The organism is Spirosoma rhododendri, assembly GCF_012849055.1.
Taxonomy (GTDB): domain Bacteria; phylum Bacteroidota; class Bacteroidia; order Cytophagales; family Spirosomataceae; genus Spirosoma; species Spirosoma rhododendri.
This window is the reverse complement of the sequence record NZ_CP051677.1, coordinates 5,019,753-5,035,866: the sequence shown is the minus strand read 5'-3', so window position 1 is coordinate 5,035,866 and position 16,114 is coordinate 5,019,753. Positions and strand designations below refer to the sequence as shown.

At 56.4% G+C, this 16,114-nt stretch carries 14 protein-coding genes; 3 read left to right on the top strand and 11 right to left on the bottom strand.

Annotated elements, in window-relative coordinates; all coding sequences use genetic code 11:
* Positions 1-114: 114 nt before the first annotated feature.
* The 8 genes from HH216_RS20955 to HH216_RS20920 all read right to left on the bottom strand — a co-directional run bounded on the left by HH216_RS20955 (position 115) and on the right by HH216_RS20920 (position 11,277).
* The gene (locus HH216_RS20955) at positions 115-714 is read right to left on the bottom strand and encodes a chemotaxis protein CheB (protein ID WP_169552586.1); all 600 of its coding nucleotides are present in this window, start codon (positions 712-714) and stop codon (positions 115-117) included.
* Entirely contained in the window at positions 696-1,505 is an 810-nt protein-coding gene (locus HH216_RS20950) for a CheR family methyltransferase (protein WP_169552584.1), read from the bottom strand. The genes HH216_RS20955 and HH216_RS20950 overlap by 19 nt, the downstream gene beginning before the upstream one ends.
* A 7-nt stretch (positions 1,506-1,512) precedes the next feature.
* Positions 1,513-1,878 carry a response regulator gene (locus HH216_RS20945; RefSeq protein ID WP_169552582.1) on the bottom strand — a complete coding sequence of 122 codons (366 nt, stop codon included), beginning with the start codon at positions 1,876-1,878 and terminating at the stop codon, positions 1,513-1,515.
* 22 nt (positions 1,879-1,900) lie between these two features.
* Positions 1,901-5,506, bottom strand: a complete 3,606-nt coding sequence (locus HH216_RS20940) for a response regulator (RefSeq protein ID WP_169552580.1) — start codon at positions 5,504-5,506, stop codon at positions 1,901-1,903.
* An 81-nt stretch (positions 5,507-5,587) separates the two neighbouring features.
* Positions 5,588-7,165, bottom strand: a complete 1,578-nt coding sequence (locus HH216_RS20935) for a hybrid sensor histidine kinase/response regulator (RefSeq protein ID WP_169552579.1) — start codon at positions 7,163-7,165, stop codon at positions 5,588-5,590.
* Between the two features lie 227 nt (positions 7,166-7,392).
* On the bottom strand, positions 7,393-9,627 hold the full coding sequence (locus HH216_RS20930; RefSeq protein WP_169552577.1) for a xanthine dehydrogenase family protein molybdopterin-binding subunit: 2,235 nt from the start codon (positions 9,625-9,627) through the stop codon (positions 7,393-7,395).
* 31 nt (positions 9,628-9,658) lie between these two features.
* On the bottom strand, positions 9,659-10,660 hold the full coding sequence (locus HH216_RS20925) for an FAD binding domain-containing protein (RefSeq protein ID WP_169552576.1): 1,002 nt from the start codon (positions 10,658-10,660) through the stop codon (positions 9,659-9,661).
* Positions 10,657-11,277, bottom strand: coding sequence for a (2Fe-2S)-binding protein (locus tag HH216_RS20920; RefSeq protein WP_169552575.1), 621 nt, complete (start codon positions 11,275-11,277; stop codon positions 10,657-10,659). The genes HH216_RS20925 and HH216_RS20920 overlap by 4 nt, the downstream gene beginning before the upstream one ends.
* A gap of 214 nt (positions 11,278-11,491) precedes the next feature.
* Between HH216_RS20920 and HH216_RS20915 the strand changes: the two genes are divergently transcribed.
* On the top strand, positions 11,492-12,529 hold the full coding sequence (locus tag HH216_RS20915; RefSeq protein ID WP_169552574.1) for a spore photoproduct lyase family protein: 1,038 nt from the start codon (positions 11,492-11,494) through the stop codon (positions 12,527-12,529).
* On the opposite strand, the gene HH216_RS20910 is transcribed toward HH216_RS20915, so the two are convergent.
* Complete coding sequence (locus HH216_RS20910; RefSeq protein ID WP_169552573.1) at positions 12,526-12,942, bottom strand: DoxX family protein; 417 nt, start codon at positions 12,940-12,942, stop codon at positions 12,526-12,528. The genes HH216_RS20915 and HH216_RS20910 overlap by 4 nt on opposite strands.
* Positions 12,943-13,023: 81 nt before the next feature.
* Positions 13,024-13,218: a hypothetical protein gene (locus tag HH216_RS20905; RefSeq protein ID WP_106138349.1), complete on the bottom strand. Its 195-nt coding sequence runs from the start codon at positions 13,216-13,218 to the stop codon at positions 13,024-13,026.
* 123 nt (positions 13,219-13,341) lie between these two features.
* Here HH216_RS20905 and HH216_RS20900 point away from each other — a divergent pair, with 123 nt between their 5' ends.
* The gene (locus HH216_RS20900; RefSeq protein WP_169552572.1) at positions 13,342-14,052 is read left to right on the top strand and encodes a DUF2461 domain-containing protein; all 711 of its coding nucleotides are present in this window, start codon (positions 13,342-13,344) and stop codon (positions 14,050-14,052) included.
* A gap of 53 nt (positions 14,053-14,105) precedes the next feature.
* Positions 14,106-14,561, top strand: a complete 456-nt coding sequence (locus HH216_RS20895) for a RidA family protein (RefSeq protein ID WP_169552571.1) — start codon at positions 14,106-14,108, stop codon at positions 14,559-14,561.
* A 56-nt stretch (positions 14,562-14,617) separates the two neighbouring features.
* On the opposite strand, the gene HH216_RS20890 is transcribed toward HH216_RS20895, so the two are convergent.
* The gene (locus tag HH216_RS20890; RefSeq protein ID WP_169552570.1) at positions 14,618-16,105 is read right to left on the bottom strand and encodes a glutamate synthase subunit beta; all 1,488 of its coding nucleotides are present in this window, start codon (positions 16,103-16,105) and stop codon (positions 14,618-14,620) included.
* Between the last annotated feature and the right edge of the window lie 9 nt (positions 16,106-16,114).

The following is a 16,114-nucleotide window of genomic DNA, read 5'->3' as shown; positions in this document are numbered from 1 at the left end:
GCTAACTTATCTAACAAACTTATACTAGCGTTCGTGATGTCGACCGAAGCTGGAAATGCAGACCTGAAAGATTGTCTGTCAGTCAAGTATAATTTGTCGCAGAAACGCTGGTAATTACGTACTTGTTGTCTTTACACCCAACGTATTGATATATGCAATTATCTCATCAACATCAACGAGTTGATCGAAGGCGTGCTGCTTGATCGCTTGCTGGGGCATTGTGTCGATGCGGGCGGTTTCGGGTTTTTGCACCAATGCCCGGCCCCCCGCCTTCCGAATCGCCAGTAGTCCGTTTGTGCCGTCGCCGTTGGCCCCCGACAGCAGAACGCCAGTCAGGCGGGGGCCGTAGACCGCAGCCGCTGATTCAAACGTTACGTCGATGGCGGGTCGCGTGTAGTTTACTTTCTCGGAATCGTCGAGCGAGAAAATGTGGTCTGCTTCGATCAATAAGTGGTAGTCGGCTGGGGCGAGGTAGATAACGCCCGCTTCGATGGGGTCTTTCTCGTCGACTTCCCGCAGCGGAATTTGCGTGCGATGAGCCAATAGATCGGTGAGGGTGGAGTCGGCGGTGTTTCCGCGATGGACAACGATAATCACGGTGCTGCGCAGTGGGGGTTGAAGCGCTGGCAGCAGCTCCAGCAGCACTTCGATACTACCGCTGGAACCCCCGATGAGAACAACGGGGTGGGCATGGGTCAGCCTATCTTGCGCCATATCTTTTCGTTGTTCAGTTGCCGGTAGCGGGGCTGTAGGGACGAGAATTTCAACGTTTCTTTCGAGCCCAGTGCCAGATAACTGAGTGGTGCCAGGCTTTGGTCGAATAGTGAAAGTACCTGTTCCTGCAACAATTTGTCGAAGTAGATCAGCACGTTACGGCACAGGATAAGGTCGAACTCGTTGAACGACCCGTCGGAAACGAGGTTGTGCGTCGAGAAGACTACCTTTTCGCCCAGCTCACTGCGAAATTTGGCGTAGCCGTAGTGAGCCGTGTAATACGTTGAGAAGTCCTGCGTACCGCCCGACAGCCGGTAATTTTCGGCGTACTGTTTGAGCGGAGCCATCGGGAAAATACCTTTCCGGGCTTTGCTCAGCACTTCAGAATTAAGGTCGGTAGCGTAGAGGAGTGATTTGTGCGCCAGATTGACTTCGCTGAGCAGAATCGCCATCGAGTACACTTCCTCGCCCGTTGAGCAGCCTGCGTGCCAGATACGGATAAATGGCTTGGCCGCCAGCGTGGGCAGCACATCCCGGCGAAGGACCTGATAAAAGAGCGGGTCGCGAAACATCTCCGTGACGTTGACGGTGATGCCCTCCACAAACTGCCCGGCATAGTCGGCGTCACTGCGCAGACGATGTCGCAGGGCCGCAAAACTGAGAAATTTACTTATGTGCCAAAGTCTGTTGACGCGCCGGGTAAGCGACGCCCGCGAATAATGGGTAAAATCGTACCCGTAATGGTCCAGCAGATCGGCTAACAGCAGATCCAGCTCGTCGTTCGTAATCATAGGTCTGTCAAAGGGTCGACAGTAAGGTGACCAGCCGGTCAACATCAATAGGTTTGGAAATATACTCGGTAGCTCCGGCACGCAGGCATTTTTCCCGGTCGCCAACCATTGCCTGCGCCGTTACGGCGTAAATCGGGGCATCGGCATACCCCGGCAGTGCCCGGATGCGCGGAATCGCTTCGTAGCCGTCCATGTCGGGCATCATCATGTCGAGCAGAACGGCGTCGATATGGGGGTCGGTTTGCAACAGCGTGAGTGCATCGGGCGCACTTGTACACGAAACACAGTCGAATGAACGGCTTTTGAGCAGGGCCGTCAGTGCGAAAATATTGCGGGGGTCGTCATCGACCAGCAGCAGTCGTTTCTTAGGCATAGGTTTGTCGGGATTGGGGGATCTAGCTTCGGTCGTACAGCCAGACACGCAGGAGTGAAACGAGCTGATCGATGTCGACGGGCTTGGTAATGTAATCGGAAGCACCAGCCTGAATACACCGGTCGCGGTCACCGGTCATGGCTTTCGCCGTTACGGCAATAACCGGCAGTTTTCGCCACAGCGCGTTTTCCCTAATTCGGGTTGCCGTTTCGTAGCCGTCCATCTGGGGCATCATCATGTCCAGCAACACCACGTCAACAGCTGGGTTTTCCTGTAGTTTTTGCAGGGCTTCTTTGCCATCCAGCGCCGGAATGATGGTCATGTTGTACTGCTCCAGCGCCTTCGTAAGCGAGAAAATGTTCCGCACGTCGTCATCGGCAACCAGCACGGTTCTGCCCGTCAGCACCTGGCTAAGTTCGTTGAGCCGCCTGCCGGTCAGCTGGTTGGCTGCGCCCGCTTTCTGCTCTTCGACCAGGTGCAGGAACAACGACACTTCATCGAGCATCCGCTGGTAGGAGTGCGCCGTTTTGACGATGATCGAATCGGCGTACTTGCGAATCCGCATCTCTTCGGCCATCGACAGGCTCTTTCCGGTGAAAATAATGATCGGCAGTTTCTCCAGCGTCGGGTCTTTGCGTGCTTCGTCGAGGAGGGTGTAGGCTTTGCTGTCTGGAATGCCCATGTCCAGAATAACGCAGTCGATGGCTTCCGTTTTCAGGGCGTCGAGCCCGGCAGACAGGTCGCTTTTCAGTTCCGAGTTGATATTGAACGTCGACAGGTAGTAGGCGAGGGCTTTGGCGTGCTTGGGGTTATCTTCGATGATGAGCACTTTGCGGGCGTCGCGGCTGAGGACGTACTCGATCTTGCTGAACACGTCGTCGAGCTGGTCAAACGCCACCGGTTTGTCGACAAAATCGATCGCTCCTTTCAGCAGGCTTTCTTTTTTGACTTTCATCGACGACATCACATGCACCGGAATGGGCCGGGTCTGCGGGTTGGCTTTCAGGGCATCCATAACATCCCAGCCGCTCATTACGGGTAGCTGCACATCGAGCAGAATCCCGGCGGGCTGGTAGTGCGTGGCCAGTCGTACCCCTTCGTCGCCCCGCACCGCCACCACGCCTTTGTACCCTTTCTGCCGGGTGTAGTCGAGCAGCGAACGGGCAAAATACGGGTCGTCTTCCACAATCAGCATCACCTTATCGGTCGATTCGATCGTGTCCCGATCGTCGGGAATGTCGTTGGGAATGACCGCGCTGATCAGCGGGTCGACCGAGCGGGCCGGAGCGGGCGCTGGTATCGACGGCTGGTGGACAACGGGCAGCTCAGCGGGGGTGGGGGCTGCGTAGTTGCCCTCACCTGATTCCTGACGGAGCGAGGTCGGTACGCACAGCGTAAACACACTGCCCTGACCAAGTTCACTCGTCAGGGTAATTTCGCCACCCAGCAGCCGGGCCAGTTCGCGACTGATGGAAAGGCCAAGCCCCGTACCGCCGAACTTGCGCTTCGTCGAGCCGTCGGCCTGCTGGAAGGCCTCAAAAACCAGCGCCTGCTTGTCGGGAGCGATACCGATGCCCGTGTCTTTCACGCTGAAACAAAGCGAACCGGCTGGCGTAGCGGCCCGGCTGACGGCGAGCGTTACGCTGCCTTGCTGCGTAAACTTCAGCGCGTTGGAAATCAGATTTTTAAGGATTTGCCCGAGCCGGACCCGGTCCGTTTCAAACGTCAGTGGAACGTCGTGGTCGACGTTGACTACAAACGACAGTCCTTTTTCGCGGGCCAGCAACCCGAACAGATTTTGCAGCTCCGCCGTGATTTCCTGCACCGACACGGTCAGGTATTCGAGCGACATCTGGCCCGCTTCGATCTTCGACAAATCCAGAATCTCATCGATCAACCCGAGCAGCCCGTTGCCCGACGACTGGATAACCTGGGCGTATTCAACCTGGTCGTCGTTGAGGTTTTGGTCGGAATTTTCGGCCAGCAGTCGACTCAGCAGCAGAATCGAGTTGAGTGGCGTCCGCAGCTCGTGCGACATATTAGCCAGAAACTCCGATTTGTAGCGCGTCGTCAGCTCCAGCTCGTCGGCCTTCTTCCGAATGTCGTTGTTGCGCTCTTCCAGCAACACCCCCCGTTCTTCGAGTTCGGCGTTGGTTTGCTGTAGTTCTTCCTGCTGCACCCGCAGTTCTTCTTCCGACGCCTGTAGCTTCTGGGTCTGTATTTCCAGTTCGGCGTTCAGCTTTTCGAGCTCATGCTGCTGCGCCTGCAACTCGGTGGCCTGCGCCTGCGATTCGTTGAACAGCTGCTGCAATCGGTTGTACGACAGGGCGGCATTCAGCCCGATGGCAATGGCTTCCCGGCTCGATTCCAGCAGTTCGACAACCTGCGCATCGGGTTTCTGGAAAAAGCCCAGTTCAATAACGCCGATGGTCGTTTCACCCAGCAACAGGGGCGTGACAAGCAAAGCACCTGGCACCGACTCGCCCAGCGACGAGCTAATGCGCAGGTAGCTGGTCGGGAGGTCGTCAATGACAATCGCCTTCTGCTGTTGCAGCGCCTGCCCGACGATGCCTTCGCCCACCGTCAGGGTCAGGGGAGCCTGTTGCGTGGCATAGTGCGCCAGCAGTTCGTAGCTACCCTGTTGATTCAGGTAGAGTGTCGCCAGCGGTGCCCCGACGTACTCGGAAACGGTCGTCAGCAACTGGTTGCCCAGTCTTGAGAGGTTCCTTTGGCCACGCAGCGCATCGCCGATGGCCGCCCGGCCCGTCCGCAGCCAGTTTAGCTGATTCAGGTCCGTGAACGTGCGCTCCAGCGAGTCGGTCATATTGTTCATCGACCGGGCAATGCGCCCCAGATCATCGTCGGCCGAATCGGGATTACGGCTGGTATAGTCGCCCGCAGCAATCAGGTGGGTCATACGCTCCATAACCGTGATGCGCCGGTTTGTTTCGGCGTAATCGGCTTCATCGCGCAGTTGCTTGGCCATCCGGTCGTCAAGCTCCCGTTTGATACGTACGTAAGCGAAAGCGGTTATGATGATCGAAAGCAGCCCCGTAATCAGCAACAGCAACGGCGTGTAACTGATGTACACCTGCTGCCGCGAAATCTGTTCGGCTAACAGCGCGTTTTCCTGCCGCTTGACCCTGTCGACCACGATCCGCACCTTGTCCATGATCAGCTTGCCGCGTTGCATCTCCTGATCGAGGGTTTCGAGCGGTAGTGTGCTGCCCGCCTGAAACAGCCGGACGATACGCTGCATCTGCTGAAACTTGGCCTCGTAAAGCTGCTTCAGCTCCGACATATTCTGCCGCTGATCGGGGTTGTCGATGGTCAGGTTGGTGATCTGATCGTAACTGGCAGCCGTCTTTTCGTAGGCTCCGTTGTACGGCTGCAAAAAGAGCTGGTTGCGCGTGACCAGATAGCCCCGCTGCCCCGTTTCGGCGTCCTTCAGGCTGGCCAGTATATTATCGGCCTGGGTCAATACCTGATTCGTATGATTGATACGCTGCGAATTTTCGATCAGCTGCTGAATGCTGTAATACGAAGCCCCCAGGCTGATGAGCAGCAGTATCGTTGAGGCAATAAAAACAAGTCGAAGCTGCCGGACAACCGGCGTTGAACTGGACATGGATCGAAAGTGAATGAGCGAGTGAGTGAATGAGTGAATGAGCGATAAGTTGCTGACGCAGGCCATCGCTCACTCAGTCTATCACTCTTTCGCTCGTTGACTAATTGGTAAAACAAACGTGAAACAGCTGCCTTCGTTGACCTTGCTCTGGGCCGAGATCAGGCCGTTATGAACACTGACGTTTTTCTGTGCGATGGCCAAACCGATGCCGGTACCTTCGTAGCGCTCCCGACTGTTCAGACGCTGAAAAATGACAAAAATGCGGCTCAGAAACTTGTCCTCGAAGCCGATACCGTTGTCGGAGACGGTAAACCGGTAGTAGTCGCCCGATGGGTCAACGGGGGCGTCGATGGCCCGCTCACCCACACGTTCGGCGCTGATTCTGATGTAGGGGGGGACACCGGGCCGGGCAAACTTCAGGGCGTTGGACAGCAGATTTTGAAAAACCTGCCGAATCCGGGTCGGCATCGCTTCGATCGTAGGCATCGGCCCGATATCGACGGTCGCTTCTTTCTGCCGGATAATGGGTTCGTAGTCGAATCGTAGCGTAGTCAGCAGTTCGTTCAGATCGGTAGTCGTAAACGTTTCGGGGGCCGACAACTGCGAGTAAGCCAGCAGATCGTTGATCATGGTCGACAGCCGGGCCGACGACTGAATCGTGCGGTCGAGGTACATGGTCGCTTCGGCATTGTCGCTCAGGTATTTCTGCTTGACGAGATCGCTCATCAGCTGAATCTTGCGGAGCGGCTCTTTCAGGTCGTGCGAAACCACCCACGTAAACTGTTGCATTTCCTGATTGCTGCGCTCCAGTTCGCTGTTCTTCCGTTGCAGCTCGCTCGTGCGTAGGGCCACCTCTTTTTCGAGTTGCGCGGCTGTTTGTTTCTGGTCCTGAATGTCGGTAAATGTGCCGATCCACCGCACCAGCTGGTCCTGCTGCCGAATCGGAATCACGCGGAGCAGGTGGCAGACGTGTGTGCCCGTGGCCAGCTCTTTCAGGTTGACCTCCCGGCTATAGCCCGCATCGCCCGCCCGAAGAGCTTCCTGCCAGATCGAAGCCATATCGTCGTTGGGGTGTGTTTCGGGCAGCGTCAGCGGGCTTCGGGCGTAGCGCAGCCAGTGCTGATTGACGTACTCCAGCTGCCCGTCGGGCGTGGTTGTGAAGGCCAGCTGGGGCAGCATCGTCAGCATCGCCTGTAGCTCCTGCATCCGAACGGTGAGGGCCTGCTCGGCCTGTTTGCGCACGTCGATCTCCTGCCGCAGCGATGCCTGCGCAACGCGGAGTGTTTGCTGCTGCTCGTATAGCTTGTGCAGGGTTTTTACTTTAAGCACCAGAATATCAGGGTCGACCGGCTTAGTCAGGTAATCGACGCCCCCCGATGTGTAGCCTTTCGTGATGAACTTCTTATCGGTGTTGACGGCCGACAGAAAGATGATCGACGTATGCTTGGCGCGGCCGAATCCGGCAATGGCGGTGGCCACCTCGAAGCCGTCCATATCCGGCATCTGCACGTCCAGAATGATAACAGAGTAGTCTGTTTTGAGCACCTTTTTCAAGGCTTCTTCGCCCGACCCGGCTGTATCGACCGTAAACTGGTGTAAATCGAGGATTTTTTTTAGCGGAAGGATATTCTCGGGTCTGTCATCAACAATGAGAATCATCTATAAGTCAAATTAACAAGAGGGAGAAGGCACATATAAGCCGTTATCACCTACCTACTGGTGGGTTTATGGGCCACAAAACCGGAAATTTTGTGAAGATACACGCTTTGGTGGAGAGCCGCCCAAAACAGTCTGGAATGGTACCAGTCGTCAGACCCTCACCCGTAAAGAAGCCGACCACCATGCCCCGTACATAGTGATCGACTCGAAAACAGAGAAGCCTATCGTCAGGCGGTAAAGGACATAATCTTGTCCGGGGTGATGGGCAGCTCCCGGATACGCTTGCCCGTAGCGTGGTAGATGGCATTGGCAATAGCCGCCACAGACCCCGTAATCCCAATTTCACCGATGCCTTTAACCCCCGCCGGGTTTACGATTTCGTCTTTTTCATCCACGAAAAATGCGTCGATGTCGGGGATGTCGGCATTCACCGGTACGTGGTATTCGGCCAGGTTGGCGTTCATGATTCGGTTGGTACGCGGGTCATGAATGGCATGCTCCAGCAAGGCCATGCTTACCCCCCAGACAATGCCGCCGACAAGCTGACTATGGGCCGTTTTGGCATTGACGATTCGCCCGGCCGCATACGCTCCCGTCAGTTTCGACACCCGGATTTCGCCCAGCGCTTCGTCGATCCGCACTTCGGCAAACTGCGCGCCGTGGGCGTACATCGAATACTTTTCCTTTTCATCGCCCGATTTCGAACTGGTCGACGCTTCCAGCGCGTTGCCGCCGTTACGCTTGAGCAGTGTCGTCAGTAGCTCGCCTTTTTTGGGGTCGCTTTTCAGGAAAAGCCGGCCTTTTTCGACGACCATATCGCTTTCCTTCTGCCCTTTCAAAGGCGACTTGAGATCGTTGAGAGCGAGTTGTTTAGCTTTGAGAATGACGGCTTCCGCGGCCTGTACCACGGCCGAGCCCGCACTGGCAGTCGTGCGTGAACCACCCGACACGGGTGTTTTGGGCTGACGGGTGTCGCCCGCCCGCAGCGTTACTAGATCGGTCGAAATACCGAACGCGTTGGCCGCCAGCTGCGTCATGGCCGTGTAGGAGCCGGTACCGATGTCCTGCGTACCGATGCTGAGCAGCACCGTACCGTCGGCGTTGAATTTGATTTTGGCCGAGGCTTCGTCGCGGATGGTCGGGTAAGTGGCCGTTGCCATGCCCATACCGATCAGGATGTTGCCGTCGCGCATCGAGCGGGGAGCCGCCGTCCGCTTCGACCAGCCAAAGCGTTCGGCACCCTGCTGGTAGCACTCCCGCAGCGATTTGCTGGAAAACGGCAGTTCTTTCTGCTGATCGGTTTCCGCGTAATTTTTCAGTCGCAGCGCAATCGGGTCCATGTTGAGCTGGTACGCCAGTTCGTCGATGGCTGATTCGAGGGCAAACATACCCGGCGCTTCGCCCGGCGCGCGCATGGGCGAGGTGGCGCCGATGTTTGCCCGTATCGACCGGTGCGTCACCTCCTGACTGGGGCATTTGTACAGTACCCGGGTCAGGATACCGGCCGGTTCGGAAAAATCGTCGAACACCGACGTCTGGTTCAGCGACCGGTGCGCCATACCCAGAAAATCGCCACTGCGCGACGCGCCGATTTCGAGCTGCTGAGTCGTGGCCGACCGGGAGCCAACCATGCCAAACATATCGCTGCGCCGGAGTTCGAGCTTCACCGGCCGTTTGACATACTGAGCTGCCATCGCGGCCAGAACGCCGTCGGCCCAGACGGGGCCCTTGCTACCAAATCCACCCCCGACAAACTGGGCGATGACCCGTACGTTTTCGGGCGGCAGGGCGAAGTACTCGGCGATGCGCTCCCGCGACGGGAAGATGCCCTGGGTCGCCTGGTAGATCGTCAGTTGTTTGCCCTCCCATACCGCTACCGACGTATGGGGTTCTAGCGCGTTGTGTATCTGCGTCGGGGTGGTGTACGTCTGTTTAAGCGAGACTTCAGCCGATGCCATTGCTTTCGTCAGATCACCCCGTTGCGTATCGACCGGGTCGTCGGGGCGGGGCAGTTTCTGCGGCCGGAACGGTTCGGCTTTGCTGGTCGGCAGGCCCGGAGCGGGTGTTTTGGGCTGGTACGTAACCCGTACGTGATTAGCTGCATCGACAGCATGCTCGAACGAATCGGCAATGGCCATGGCAATCGGCTGGTTGCTGTAATCGACTTGATTGTCGTGCAGCAAATGCAGCACCCGCCCGAGGGCCGTCGCGCCGGGTTTATTCGCGTCGTAGCCCGGAAGTTTTGGGGTGTTTTTGTGCGTCATGATGGCCAGTACGCCGGGCATCTTCTCCGCGCTGGCGGTATCGATGTCGCGGATGGTACCGTTGGCAATGGTGCTCATCACCAATACGGCATACGCCATTTCCGGCTGTTTAATGTCTGCCGAGTAGCGGGCCCCGCCGGTTACTTTTTGCTTGCCGTCGATACGATCGATCGGGTCGCCAATGAGTTTTGGTTCCATAACTAACTTGTTGGATTGATGGAATGCCGTTTTACGCGGCTACCGTTTGCAGGGCCCGGACAATAGCTGACTGAGCCAGCTCGATTTTAAACGCGTTGTGCTCGAAGCCCTTAGCCCCGGCCACCAGCTGACGGGCAGCTTCGCGAAACGAGGCTTCCGTAGCGGGCTTGCCAATCAACTGCTGCTCGACGCTGGTCAGCCGCCAGGGCTTGTGGGCAACACCGCCCAGCGCCAGCCTGACATCCTGAATCCGGTCGTTTTCGACAACCAGCCGGGTAGCAACCGAGACCAGCGCAAAGGCATACGACGCCCGGTCACGTACTTTCAGGTAGTGTGATTTGCCCGCCCGCTGGGGAGTCGCCAGATCGATCGATGTGATCAGTTCGTTGGGGGCCAGTGTCGTATCCTGCTGCGGTTTGTTGCCCGCCAGCCGGTGAAAATCCCGAATCGGAATAGTGCGCTGACCCCCTGGTCCGCTTACGTTCACCACGGCGTCGAGGGCCGCCAGTGCGACGTTTATGTCGCTGGGATTGGTAGCAATGCACGACTGATTCAGATTGCCCGTTTCCAGCCCCAGGATGGCATGAATGCGATTATAGCCGTCCAGCGCCCCGCACCCGGCCTGCGCAGTCGGACCCTGTCGTTTGTTACAAGGCTGGCTGACGTCGTAGAAATAGTTGCACCGCGTGCGCTGCATCAGGTTGCCACCCAGCGTTGCCATGTTCCGCAACTGGGGCGACGCGCCAGCCAGCAACGCTTCCGAAAGCAGGGGAAATTGCCCCGTTACGAGTGGGTGCTCGGCCATGTCGCTGTTGCGGGCCAGCGCGCCGATGCGTATGCCCGTGGCTGTTTTCTCAATCTTGGCCAGCTCCAGCCGACTGATATCGACCAGCGTGTTGGGCTGCTCAACCGTGTATTTCATCAGGTCGACCAGATTGGTACCACCTGCGATAAATTTCGTGTCTGCGCCAGTGCCGATCTGCTGAATAGCCTGCGCGGGTTGGTTGGCTTCGTTGTATCGAAAATTGTTCATCCTGGTGTTCCTCCTTTCTTAACCGACTGAATAGCAGATACTATACCCGGATAGGCCCCGCACCGGCATATGTTGCCGCTCATCCACTCCCGAATTTCGTCGGCCGAGCCGGTATGTCCCTCTTTGAGCAGGGCCGCCCCCGCCATAAGCTGACCAGGTGTGCAAAAGCCGCACTGAAACCCATCGTGTTCGATAAAAGCAGCCTGTAGTAGGTGCAGCGCCGATTCGGTGCCCAGCCCTTCGATGGTCGTGATATCGCGGCCCTGTTGCATAACCGCCAGCGTCAGGCAGGAGTAGGCCCGTCGCCCGTCGATGTGCACCGTGCAGGCACCACATTGGCCGTGGTCGCAGCCTTTCTTGGAACCCGTGAGGTTAAGCCGTTCCCGCATCAGATCAAGTAGTGTCTCGCGCGGTTCAGCCGTCAGCTTGTACGTCTTCCGGTTGATACGTAGGGTAATAGGCCGGGTGGTTGTATCCGCAGTTGGCGCGGCAGCAGGATGGGCCGATGATGAGGTAGCAAGCGGGGGTAGAAGCAGGGTGCCGGCCAGCGCCGTCGACTGCTTCAGGAACCATCGCCGTCCGGCACCGTCGACCACATAGTTGTCGTTGTCAGTCATAGGTTACGTCGAGTATTAATTTGTTTTTAATAAACTGATCAGGGAAAAAAGTGATTTAAAATCCAGTTCAACGGCCAGGCAAACTACGCTGTCGTACCGCTGTTTTTGTCGTATAAATAATAGTCAATGGTCTGTTAATCAGCTGGTTGAAAAGGGATAAAGCTGAACGATTAAAGATGATGAGACGTTATACTAGTAACCCATTGCTCCCTATATGCCTGACTTCAATCCCAGTCTGATTCTGTATACTGCCGACGCCATCAATCAGCACGGTTCCGACGTGCTGACCCGCTTCCCCGAGGCCGAGACAATGGCAATCCGGCAGCATAATCGTCTGCCGGAACTGGGAATGAATCACTTCAAGATCAAGTCTGATGTGCTGGTGCTGGGTACGCTCAAATCGAAGGAGATTCGCTGGAGCGGGCGCAGCTCGGACTTTATCGCGCCGAGTCTGGCCAACGGTTGTTTTGGGGGCTGTGCCTACTGCTACGTCGACCGGCACAAGAAAGTCAACCCAATTACGCTCTTCACCAATACCGACGAGATACTAACTGCCGTCGATCAACATGTGATGAGCCAACCGTGGCCCAAGCCCGCCAATCAGACCGATCCGGAGTTTTACACCTACGACATTGGCTGTAACTCTGATATTTCGGTTGATTACGAACTGAGCGACGGAATTCAGCAGGCGTTTGCGTTTTACCGCGATCATCCGCGTGCCAAAGCGACGTTCGCAACCAAGTTTGTCAACCCGGCCATGCTTTCGTTTGATCCGCAGCGTAAGGTCAGGATTCGGTTCAGTTTGATGCCCACCGAGATCAGCAAGCTGGTCGATGTGCGTACCGACAGCATTGAGAAGCGCATTGCTGCCATCAACGATTTCTACGAAGCGGGCTATGAGGTGCACGTCAATTTTTCACCAGTAATCGTCTACGGAGGCAAGCAGTGGCGTACCGATTACCGGCGACTGTTTCAGCAACTCGACGCGGCTCTGCGTCCCGAAGTGAAGGCGCAACTGAAGTGCGAAGTGATTTTCCTGACTCATAATCAGCAACAGCATCAGGCGAATCTGGCGATCAACCCGAAGGCGGAAGAATTGCTATGGGTGCCCGAATTGCAGGAAAACAAGGTGAGTCAGTTCGGCGGTTGGAACATTCGGTATCAGCACCAGCTAAAGAGCAAGATGATTACGGTGTTCGAACGGCTGCTGGCGGAGGAAATTCCCTGGTGTCAGGTACGCTACAGCTTTTAGAACCGGCGCTTGCCCAGCCGGGCGTCGAGGCTATACTCGCCCGGACCCAGAATGAGCAATACCAGAAACATGGTAATAAACAGTCCGTTTTTCTCGCCGTCGCCGAACAGCGCGCCCTGATGCGCCATAAACAAGGCTGTCAGCATCGTAATAATCAGCGGTATGGTAGCAAACCGCGTGAACAGGCCGACCAGCAACAGGATGGAACAGCCCAGCTCGGCCGACATCGCCAGCACCAGGGATAGTTTGGGGCCAAGTCCCATAAAACTGACAAACTCGTTCTGCATTTTGTCGAAACCGTTGAGCTTTTGCAGACCGTGTGGAATCATGAGCACGGCAATGCCAATACGCAGCAGCAGCAAGGCCCCGTCGACCATGGTAGCGGTGTAGCGGGTGGAGATGAGCGTGTTCATGGCAGGAGGGGTTTACGAGTGAGGGCTATAAACAAAAAGCGACTATCCCCATCAGAGATAGTCGCTTTCGGCTACTTGGTTCTAGTTGCTGTGGCCACCTTTTGAGCCGCCGGTCGAGCCACCCGCGCTGCTTCCGCCTTTCGACTTCTTGCTGCTTTTGTGCGAAGTTGAGCTGCCACCCGTACCGGTACTACCGTGTCCGGTGCCGTTATCACCACCACCGACCTTCTGGTCTTTGTATTCTTCTTCTACTTTTTCGAGCGTTTTATCTGCCATGACGTTGAGTAATTAGTGAATCATTGTTAGCCCATAGGTAACGTTCTGGGATAGCTGGGTGTTTAAAAATCCTGTTGCGGGAGGGTGGTGTGTGAGCCATTGGGAAGTCGTATCTTTGGGTATATGCCAACGAAGAAAGAACCCAACGCAACCTTAACGACGGCGACGCTAGCCTTTATGAGCGACCTCGTTGACAACAACAACCGGGAGTGGTTTCAGGCTAACCGTAGTCGGTACGATGCCGCTAAAGCTGAGCTGGTCCGCGTAGTCGATCAGGTGCTACTACGTATGAGCGCGTTTGAACCTCTTGCCAACACAGCCTCCAAGGATTGTATTTTCCGTATCAACCGCGATATCCGGTTTGCGAAGGATAAAAAGCCGTACAAATCCAATCTGGCGTTTGCCATTGGGCCCGGCGGTCGGCACTCTGGCCGAATCGATTACTACGTGCATATTCAGCCCGGCAATCAGTCGTTTCTGGGCGCGGGCATGTGGCAGCCGACCCCGGCCAATCTGGCCAAATTCCGGCAGGAGGTCGACTACAACGCGCAGGAACTGAAAGACATTATTGAGGCCGACGCGTTTAAGGCTTATTTTCCCGAAGCAGCGGGTGAGGTGATGAAAACAACGCCGAAAGGCTACCCCGCCGATCATCCCGAAATCGAATTGCTGCGCCGAAAGGAGTTATTTTTCATGCATCGATTCACCGACAAAGAAGTTGTCAAAGCTAATTTCGTGGATGAACTGGTGCGGGGCAGCCAGATCATGAAGCCCTACTGTGACTTCCTGAATTACCTATTTTACGACGAAAAGGAGGAGCCCGTCGAACTGTAATTCTGGCCCGATTTTTTCAGGTACTATACACAACCAGCTTGTCCGGCACACTTATGAACCGACATCTTTATTTATTGGCTGCGATGCTGATCGGCGGTGTCGCCCACGCCCAGACGACCACCGCGCCTTACAGACCTGGGTACACGTACAAGGTCGAAACCGCCATTCCCGGTCAGCAGGTGTACATCAGCGGGCAGCGGCCCTACAACGCTAATGGCCAGTTGGTTGGGCCGGGAAATCTGGCCCGGCAGACAACACAGGTGTTCGAGAATCTGAAGACTGCGCTCGCTGAATTCGGTATGACGCTCGCCAACGTGAAGCAGATAACGTACCACGTAAAGGGCGATACCAGCCGGATTGATCCGGTGACGACACAACTGCTCGACGCTGCAACCAATGATTATGTTACTCAGGCCAGTAACAGTACACCGATTCAATCGCAAAAGGCGATTCCCAAGATTGTCAGTGCCGACGTACTTATTGAGATTGAAGTGATAGCTGCCAAATAAAGCAACGGGGCCTTATCAACTGATAAGGCCCCGTTGCTTTGTGCAATTATAGCTGCTTAAGCCACTTCGATCATCGAAACAGCTTTGGCTTCGAGCATGGTTTCGCCCATCAAATGGCAGTCGGCGGCACGGGCGGCTTCGCGGCCTTCCGAGATCGCCCACACAACCAGCGACTGCCCCCGGCGCATATCGCCGGCCACAAACACCTTCTCGTTATTTGTCTGGTAATTGGTCGCTTTCACGTTGCCGCGCTCGTCGTATTCCAGCCCCAGCTCGTCCAGCAGCCCGTCGTGCTGTGGGTTGAGGAAGCCAGCCGCCAGCAGGGCCAGTTCGCAGGGCACGTCGCGCTCCGAACCCGGCATCTCGACCATCTGCATCCGGCCGTTTTCGTTTTTCCACGTCAAGTCGACCAGCCGCAGGGCTTTCAGGTTACCGTTCTCGTCGCCGATAAACGCTTTCGTGTTGATCGACCACTGCCGTTCGCAGCCTTCCTCATGCGAGGTTGAGGTGCGCAGCATCATCGGCCAGTTAGGCCATGGAGTGTTAGCAGCCCGATCTTTGGGGGGCATCGGCATCAGCTCGATTTGCGTGATGCTCGCTGCACCGTGCCGGTTCGACGTACCCACGCAATCGGAGCCGGTATCGCCACCGCCAATCACGACAACGTTCTTATCCGTCGCCAACAGTTCACCGTCGCCATACGCCACGCCCCGATGATCGACTTCGACCGGCCGACCCGCGTTGCGCTTATTCTGCTGACTCAGGAATTCCATCGCCGGGTAAACGCCCTTCAGCTCACGACCCGGAATTGGCAGGTCGCGCGGAACGGTCGAGCCACCCGTCAGCATGATCAGATCAAACTGCTCGAGCAGATCGTTGGCTTTAATATCGACGCCTACGTTGACGCCCGTTTTAAACTGTACACCTTCGGCTTCCATCACCGCGATGCGCCGGTCGATGGTCCACTTCTCCAGCTTGAAATCGGGGATGCCGTAGCGCAGCAGCCCGCCAATCTGATCGGCCCGCTCGAACAGCGTTACGGTATGCCCGGCTTTGTTCAGCTGAGCCGCTGCCGCCAGCCCCGCCGGTCCCGACCCAACCACGGCAACCTGCTTACCTGTACGGGTTTTGGGAGGCTTCGGTACGACGTAGCCTTTCTCGAAGGCCACCTCAGCGATCGACTTTTCGATAAACTCGATGGCTACCGCTGGTTTGTTGATACCCAGCACGCACGACGCTTCGCAGGGAGCGGGGCAGATGCGGCCTGTGAACTCCGGGAAGTTGTTAGTGCTCGACAGGATTTCGTAGGCATAGGCCCAGTTCTGCTCATACACCGCGTCGTTGAACTCCGGGATGATGTTTCCCAGTGGGCAACCGCTGTGGCAGAAGGGCGTGCCGCAGTCCATGCAGCGCGATGCCTGCCGTTGGGAGTCCTGCTCCGAAAACGGCATTTCGATTTCCTTGTAGTCGTGAATCCGCTGCTGCGGGTCGCGCTTCTTCGGTAGTTCGCGCGTAAATTCTAAAAATCCGGTAGGTTTTCCCATTGTATGCTG